The organism is Pseudomonas sp. 05N431 (assembly GCF_056397005.1).
Genome location: NZ_JBFTMN010000024.1, coordinates 62012 through 68987 on the forward strand (window position 1 = coordinate 62012; position 6976 = coordinate 68987).

Consider the following 6976-nt stretch of genomic DNA (forward strand, 5'->3'; position numbering starts at 1 on the left):
GGCATGAAAGTATTGATCACCGGTGCCAACGGATTTCTCGGTAAAAACCTTGTTGCTCACTTGCAGGAGCGCAAAGACATCGAGTTGCTGCGATACTGCCGTGAAGAGGATATTACCAGTCTGCATTCGCTTGTATCCAAGGTGGACTTTATTTTCCACTTGGCCGGTGTCAATCGTCCTCAAAATGTCGAAGAGTTCAATTCGGGCAACACCAATTTGACGCAAATGTTGTGCGACGCAGTCGCTGCCAGTGGTCGTAATATTCCCTTGCTTTATACGTCGTCTATACAAGCGGAACTGGACAACGCTTACGGTACCAGTAAGCGCAATGCTGAAGATGCCCTGTTGAATCTTTCGACTCAACAGGGTGTTGACGTACATCTATACCGATTACCCAATGTGTTTGGGAAGTGGGCTCGACCTAATTACAATTCGGCCGTAGCGACGTTTTGCCATAACATTGCACGTGGTTTGCCCATCACTATAAATGACCCCGATGCCAGTATTTCGCTGGTTTATATTGATGACGTCATAAAAAGCTTTGTTGCTGTTATGGATGGAAAGCAACTTGGCAATCCGTTCGTTGTGGTTGAACCACATTTCGCTACTACGGTAGGTGAACTCTCGGCTCAACTGTATGCCTTCAAAGAAAGTCGGCAGTCAATGATTACAGAGCGTGTAGGCACCGGTCTTGTACGCGCGCTGTACTCTACCTATCTCAGTTACCTACCACCTGAAAAATTCACTTACGAAGTTCCGAAATACGGAGATGCCCGCGGCGTTTTCGTTGAGATGCTCAAGACCAAGGATTCAGGCCAGTTTTCGTATTTTACAGCGCATCCAGGGATCACTCGAGGCGGCCATTATCATCATACGAAAACAGAAAAATTTCTGGTTATCAAAGGCAAGGCCTGTTTCCGATTCCGTCACATAGTGTCGGGTGACTTCTATGAATTGTTTACAGACGGTGAGTTACCGGAAGTCGTAGAGACGGTACCAGGGTGGAGCCATGACATCACCAACGTTGGTGAAGACGAAATGATCGTCATGCTGTGGGCCAACGAGATTTTTGATCGTGAGTTTCCGGATACTTACACTATGGCTGTGGGCACACAAGCCTGATCGCATTAGGAATGAGCATTGCAATGAAAAAGTTGAAAGTCGTTACCGTCGTAGGTACTCGTCCCGAAATCATTCGCTTGTCGCGAGTCATGGCTGCGCTGGACCAGCATTGTGATCATGTACTTGTGCACACCGGGCAAAATTACGATTACGAACTGAACGAAATTTTCTTTCAGGATCTGGGCATCCGCAAGCCTGACCATTTCCTGAATGCGGCCGGCTCTACAGGCGCAGAAACCATCGGTAACGTGATCATTAGTGTGGATCGTGTACTGGCGGAGGTCCAGCCTGAGGCCCTGCTAGTGCTGGGTGACACCAATAGTTGCATGGCGGTTATTCCTGCCAAACGCCGCAAGATCCCAACTTTTCATATGGAAGCTGGTAATCGTTGTTTCGATATGAGAGTGCCGGAAGAGATCAATCGTCGGATCGTGGATCACACGGCAGACATCAATCTCACCTATAGCACTATCGCTCGGGATTATCTGCTGCGTGAAGGTCTGTCGCCTGACATGGTGATCAAGACCGGGAGCCCAATGTTTGAAGTCCTCAACTACTATCGTGAGGGTATTGAGGCGTCTGATGTGCTTGAACGATTGGGGCTTGAATCAGGTAAGTTCTTTGTCGTCAGCGCCCACCGCGAAGAAAACATTGATTCTGATCAGAATTTCCTGAAGCTGGTAGATGTTCTTAATCAAACAGCAGAAACCTACGGCATGCCGGTTATTGTATCTACGCACCCTCGGACGCAGAAACGTGTGGATGCAATGGGCGTGCAGTTTCACGAGAATGTGCGCTTGCTCAAGCCGTTGGGTTTTAAAGACTACAATAAGCTTCAGCTTGAGTCCAAGGCAGTTCTTTCCGATAGCGGCACGATCAATGAAGAGTCCTCGATTCTTAACTTCCCGGCATTGAATATTCGGGAAGCACACGAACGTCCAGAGGGCATGGAAGAGGCAGCAGTCATGATGGTTGGCCTTGAGGTCGAGCGAGTGATGCAAGGTTTGCAACTCTTGGAGACGCAAAGCCGTGGAGAGGAAAGGACTCTGCGATTAGTTCAGGATTACAGCATGCCGAACGTTGCGGAAAAGGTAGTTAGAATTATTCATAGCTACCGTGATTATGTTATGCGCGTCGTTTGGAAAAGGTTCTAAGTAAAATGGCAGTTCGCGTATTATTGCTTACCCAATGGTTTGACCCTGAGCCGACTTTCAAAGGTCTTGTTTTCGCGCGGGAGCTTGTTAGGCAAGGGTTTGAGGTCGAGGTGATTACGGGGTTTCCCAACTATCCCGGTGGCAAGATTTATCCTGGCTTTAAAATGCGATTGATTCAGCGCGAATTGATCGATGGTGTAAGCGTAACGCGACTGCCTCTCTATCCAAGCCACGGTCAAAGTGGAGTTGGACGTATAGCCAATTATGTCAGTTTTGCTGCAACAAGCCTTTTTTACGGGTTGTTCTTCAGTAAACGCGCTGATGTGATATATGCCTATCACCCTCCTTTGACGGTAGGTATTGTAGCGACGATTATCCGTTTCTTTCGACGTGTGCCTGTTGTTTACGATATACAGGATCTATGGCCTGACACTTTGCGTGCAACAGGGATGTTCGCTAATGAAAAGGCGCTCAATCTGGTGTCGAAGGTCTGCGCCTACGTCTATAGAAATGTCGATCAACTGGTAGTGCTGTCACCCGGTTTCAAGCGTCTGCTGGTTGAGCGTGGTGTGCCGGAAAGCAAGATTGAGATCATCTATAACTGGTGCGCAGAGGATCTTTTGATCTCCTCTGATAATCAGCAGCCCGCCAACTTTCCAGATGCCTCAAGATTTCGCGTTTTGTTTGCCGGAAATATGGGCAAGGCGCAAGCTCTGGACTCGGTACTTGAAGCCGCGAATCTTCTTCAGGAACGGAATATCGAACTGGTGTTCATCTTCCTGGGTGGTGGGGTTGAAGTTGAGCGCTTGAAGCAAAGGGCTGAAGACAGTGGTTTGCGTAATGTCGTGTTTTTACCGCCTGTCCCTATGAGTGATGTGGGCAGTTATCTTGCGAATGCCGATGCGCTGCTGGTCCATCTCAAGAAAGATCCACTGTTTACGGTGACCATACCTTCTAAAACGCAAGCATATATGGCTGTTGGTAAACCTTTATTAATGGCCGTCGATGGCGATGCCGCTGATTTGGTAAGGGTGAGTGGCTGCGGACTAGTTGCTGAGTCGGAAGATCCTGAGTCGTTGGCTGCTGCTGCGCAATCCCTGCACTTGGCGGGTACTCAGAGTCGAAATGAGATGGCTGAAAATGGTCGGACTTATTATCGGGATAATCTCTCGCTTAGCGAAGGTGTACGACGATTTGCCGACATATTTAAACGGCTTTCAAAGCGCAAATAACATTATGTTTCAGGCTGAAATTGAAGCTCGCCTTGATATTGAATTTAGGAACATAAAATGTTGAAACGGCTTTTTGATATTCTGGCTTCTTTTTTTGGCATGCTATTGTTAGCTCCCGTTATTTTGTTTGTAGCTTTTCAAGTTCGCCGCAAACTCGGAGGGCCCGTTTTGTTTCGTCAGGTGCGGCCAGGTCTCCATGGCAAGCCTTTTGAGATGGTTAAATTTCGCACGATGAAGGACGCTTGTGACTCAAAAGGCGTTCCGCTTCCAGATGCTGAGCGCATGACACCATTTGGTGCTTTTTTGCGCTCCAGTAGTTTGGATGAGTTGCCCGAGTTGTGGAATGTTTTGAAGGGGGAAATGAGTCTTGTGGGGCCGCGTCCGCTGTTGATGGAGTATCTCCCTCTTTATAGTCCAGAGCAATTTCGACGTCATGAAGCGCGCCCTGGAGTGACTGGATGGGCGCAAGTCAATGGGCGTAATGCATTGAGTTGGAATGAGAAGTTTAATCTGGATGTCTGGTACGTTGATAATCAGTCATTAAAGCTTGATATAAAGATTATTCTATTGACCCTCAAGAAAGTTGTGGTTCGCGAAGGAATCAGCGCCGACGGGGAAGTCACCATGTCGAAATTCACTGGTAACAAACCATGAAGAGGTTGGCCATTCTCGGGGCCGGCGGGCACGGCAAGGTGGTCGCCGATACAGCTGAATGCTGTGGATGGGAGCGTGTAGATTTTTTCGCGGACAGTTGGCCCGAACAGACAACGAACGGTAGCTGGAGCGTCGTCGGGGACACCTCGTTGTTGATGGAACAGCTCTCGGCCTATGATGGGGTAATTGTCGCAATAGGGCACAATTCAATCCGCAAATCCAAGCTGGATGAGCTTGCTGGGGCGGGGGGGGCTTTGGTTTCGCTGGTTCATCCGGCGGCCACCGTCAGTCGACGAGCATCTATCGGCATTGGGTCGGTGGTCTTCGCAGGGGTTGTGGTGAATGCTGACGCGGTGATAGGTCCAGGAGCGATCCTGAACACCGGATGCAGCGTCGATCACGATTGTGTTTTGGGTGAGTGCGTCCATATCAGCCCCGGTGCTAGACTGGCAGGCGGTGTTCAGGTAGGCAATCTGAGTTGGATTGGCATTGGCGCAAGTGTCAGGCAATTGATTCGGATAGGCGCTGGGGTGACCGTCGGTGCAGGGGCAGTTGCCGTGAGCGATGTCGAAGACTCGGTTACGGTGCTGGGTATTCCGGCAAAGGTGTTTTTCAGGACTTGACCTGCGTCGTACAGCGCGATCATTGCGCTTGATAGGGCGTATTTGAATGGATGCTTTGCAAGATCCTTTATTTTTAATCTACGGGTACTGGCTGTGTTGAATACACCATTTTCTCCTTGGCCCTCTTTCACTGTTGATGAGGCTGATGCAGTTCGCGATGTGATTCTCTCCAATAAAGTCAACTATTGGACGGGGCAAGAGTGTCGGGAGTTTGAAAAGGAATTTGCTGTCTGGGCAGATACGAAGCATGCAATCGCCCTGGCCAACGGAACGGTCGCTTTAGACCTCGCATTGCAGGCGTTGGGAATTGGCGCAGGTGATGAAGTCATTGTTACCCCTCGTACTTTCCTGGCCTCTGTATCCAGTATTGTCAACGCAGGTGCTATTCCAGTATTTGCCGAAGTTGATCCAGACTCCCAGAACTTCACTGCCGATACCATCCGTGCCGTGCTGACTGAGCGTACTCGAGCATTGATTTGTGTGCATCTCGCAGGATGGCCCTGTGACATGGACCCGATCATGTCGCTGGCTGCCGAGCGCGATTTGAAGGTTATTGAAGATTGTGCCCAGGCACACGGCGCACTCTATAAAGGACGCCCGGTCGGTTCCATTGGTCATGTCGGGGCTTGGTCGTTCTGCCAGGACAAGATCATGACCACCGGCGGCGAAGGCGGTATGGTCACCACAAATGACCGTGATCTCTGGTTGAAAATGTGGTCTATCAAAGACCATGGCAAGAGCTGGGAAGCCATCTATGAGCGTGAGCATGCGCCAGGCTTTCGCTGGTTGCATGAAAGTTTTGGTACCAATTGGCGAATGCTGGAAGTGCAGGCAGTTATTGGACGTATCCAGTTGCGTCGAATGCCCCAGTGGCAAGCAAGCCGGCTTGAGCATGCGGAGCGCATCTGGTCTTGCGCTCGTCAGTTGGGCGGGTTGCGCGTCCCAGCCATTCCCGAGTATTGCACTCACGCGGCCTACAAGTGTTATGTCTTTGTCGAGCCGCAGTTGCTGAAAGCGGAATGGAGTCGTGATCGCATCATTTCCGAAATTACTGCCCGTGGTGTTCCGTGCTACTCCGGTTCTTGCTCTGAGGTCTACCTTGAGAAAGCCTTTGATAATACCGGTTGGAGGCCCGAAGAGCGCTTCGCTGTGGCGCAGAGCCTTGGGGAAACAAGCTTGATGTTCCTCGTGCATCCGACGTTGACACAGGCCGAAATAGACAAGACCTGTACGGTTCTTGGCGAAGTAATGCAGTTGGCATATCAAGCTCAAGCTTGATCTGACGGGGCATCCCGCGGTCAAAAAATCTACTTGGCGTACATTCCTGGCTGTCGATTTGCTCAGGATGTACGTCAGTAGTCGGATGTTCTGTTTGCCACGGTGAAGTTGGCGATTTTGAGTGCGGGAGCTGTGAGGTGTTCGAAGGGTTTATGGATAAGTTGCGAACCTTGTTGTTGGGAATGCCGCGCCGTCATAAAAGGCTGATTCAGATTCTCGCGGATGTCATGTTGGTCTGGGGCGCACTGTGGTTGGCGTTTATCGTACGCCTGGGTCTCGACGAGGTGGTTAATCCCCTTACAGATCATCTCTGGCTTTTTTTGGCGGCCCCTATAGTTTCTGTACCTCTTTTCATCCGCTTTGGCATGTACCGGGCAGTGCTGCGCTACTTCGGCAATGATGCCCTGATTGCGATTATCAAGGCTGTCAGCCTTTCGGCGCTGATTCTTGGGGTGGTGGTGTACTGGTATAGCAACCATCAGAACGTCGTTCCTCGCTCGATCATTTTTAACTACTGGTGGTTAAGCCTGATCATGGTGGGTGGGCTGCGCTTGGCCATGCGCCAGTATTTTCTGGGGGACTGGTTTACTGCGGCGCAGCACGTTCCCTTTACCAATCGTGACAATGGATTGCCCCGCGTTGCCATCTACGGTGCGGGTGCGGCCGGTAATCAATTGGTTGCCGCCTTGCGCATGGGCCGGGTCATGCGCCCGGTGGCATTTATCGATGATGATAAAAGCATTGTGGATCGGGTGATCTCCGGGTTGCAGGTGTACAAGCCCAAGCACATCCAACGCATGATCGAAGAAACCGGCGCTCAGGAAATCCTGCTGGCGGTTCCTTCGGCCAATCGCGGGCGTCGCCGCGAGATTCTGGGCTTTCTGGAAGGTTTTCCGTTACACGTTCGAAGTGT

The 6976-nt window shown here is 50.5% G+C and carries 7 protein-coding genes; all 7 read left to right on the forward strand.

Features of this window, described 5'->3' with window-relative positions; genetic code table 11:
* The first annotated feature begins 3 nt into the window (after nt 1–3).
* Nucleotides 4–1122 carry a UDP-2-acetamido-2,6-beta-L-arabino-hexul-4-ose reductase gene (gene wbjC / locus AC1DIG_RS26995; protein WP_477769743.1) on the forward strand — a complete coding sequence of 373 codons (1119 nt, stop codon included), beginning with the start codon at nt 4–6 and terminating at the stop codon, nt 1120–1122.
* Nucleotides 1123–1145: 23 nt separating this feature from the next.
* On the forward strand, nt 1146–2276 hold the full coding sequence (wecB, locus tag AC1DIG_RS27000; protein WP_477769744.1) for a non-hydrolyzing UDP-N-acetylglucosamine 2-epimerase: 1131 nt from the start codon (nt 1146–1148) through the stop codon (nt 2274–2276).
* 5 nt (nt 2277–2281) lie between these two features.
* The gene (locus AC1DIG_RS27005; protein WP_477769745.1) at nt 2282–3508 is read left to right on the forward strand and encodes a glycosyltransferase family 4 protein; all 1227 of its coding nucleotides are present in this window, start codon (nt 2282–2284) and stop codon (nt 3506–3508) included.
* Between the two features lie 57 nt (nt 3509–3565).
* A complete protein-coding gene (locus AC1DIG_RS27010; protein ID WP_477769746.1) occupies nt 3566–4162 on the forward strand; it encodes a sugar transferase in 597 nt (198 codons plus the stop codon).
* A complete protein-coding gene (locus AC1DIG_RS27015) occupies nt 4159–4785 on the forward strand; it encodes an acetyltransferase (RefSeq protein WP_477769747.1) in 627 nt (208 codons plus the stop codon). Before AC1DIG_RS27010 ends, AC1DIG_RS27015 begins: the two co-directional genes overlap by 4 nt.
* A 93-nt stretch (nt 4786–4878) precedes the next feature.
* Nucleotides 4879–6063, forward strand: a complete 1185-nt coding sequence (locus tag AC1DIG_RS27020; RefSeq protein WP_477769748.1) for a DegT/DnrJ/EryC1/StrS family aminotransferase — start codon at nt 4879–4881, stop codon at nt 6061–6063.
* 152 nt (nt 6064–6215) lie between these two features.
* Nucleotides 6216–6976: nucleoside-diphosphate sugar epimerase/dehydratase (locus AC1DIG_RS27025; protein ID WP_477769755.1), on the forward strand; the 761-nt coding region annotated here is incomplete at its 3' end.

Excerpts from the sequence above, each read along its gene's own strand:
- AC1DIG_RS27010 (WP_477769746.1), top strand. The coding sequence starts at position 3,566 with ATGTTGAAACGGCTTTTTGATATTCTGGCTTCTTTTTTTGGCATGCTA.
- wecB (WP_477769744.1), top strand. The coding sequence starts at position 1,146 with ATGAAAAAGTTGAAAGTCGTTACCGTCGTAGGTACTCGTCCCGAAATC.
- AC1DIG_RS27015 (WP_477769747.1), top strand. The coding sequence starts at position 4,159 with ATGAAGAGGTTGGCCATTCTCGGGGCCGGCGGGCACGGCAAGGTGGTC.
- AC1DIG_RS27005 (WP_477769745.1), top strand. The coding sequence starts at position 2,282 with ATGGCAGTTCGCGTATTATTGCTTACCCAATGGTTTGACCCTGAGCCG.
- wbjC (WP_477769743.1), top strand. The coding sequence starts at position 4 with ATGAAAGTATTGATCACCGGTGCCAACGGATTTCTCGGTAAAAACCTT.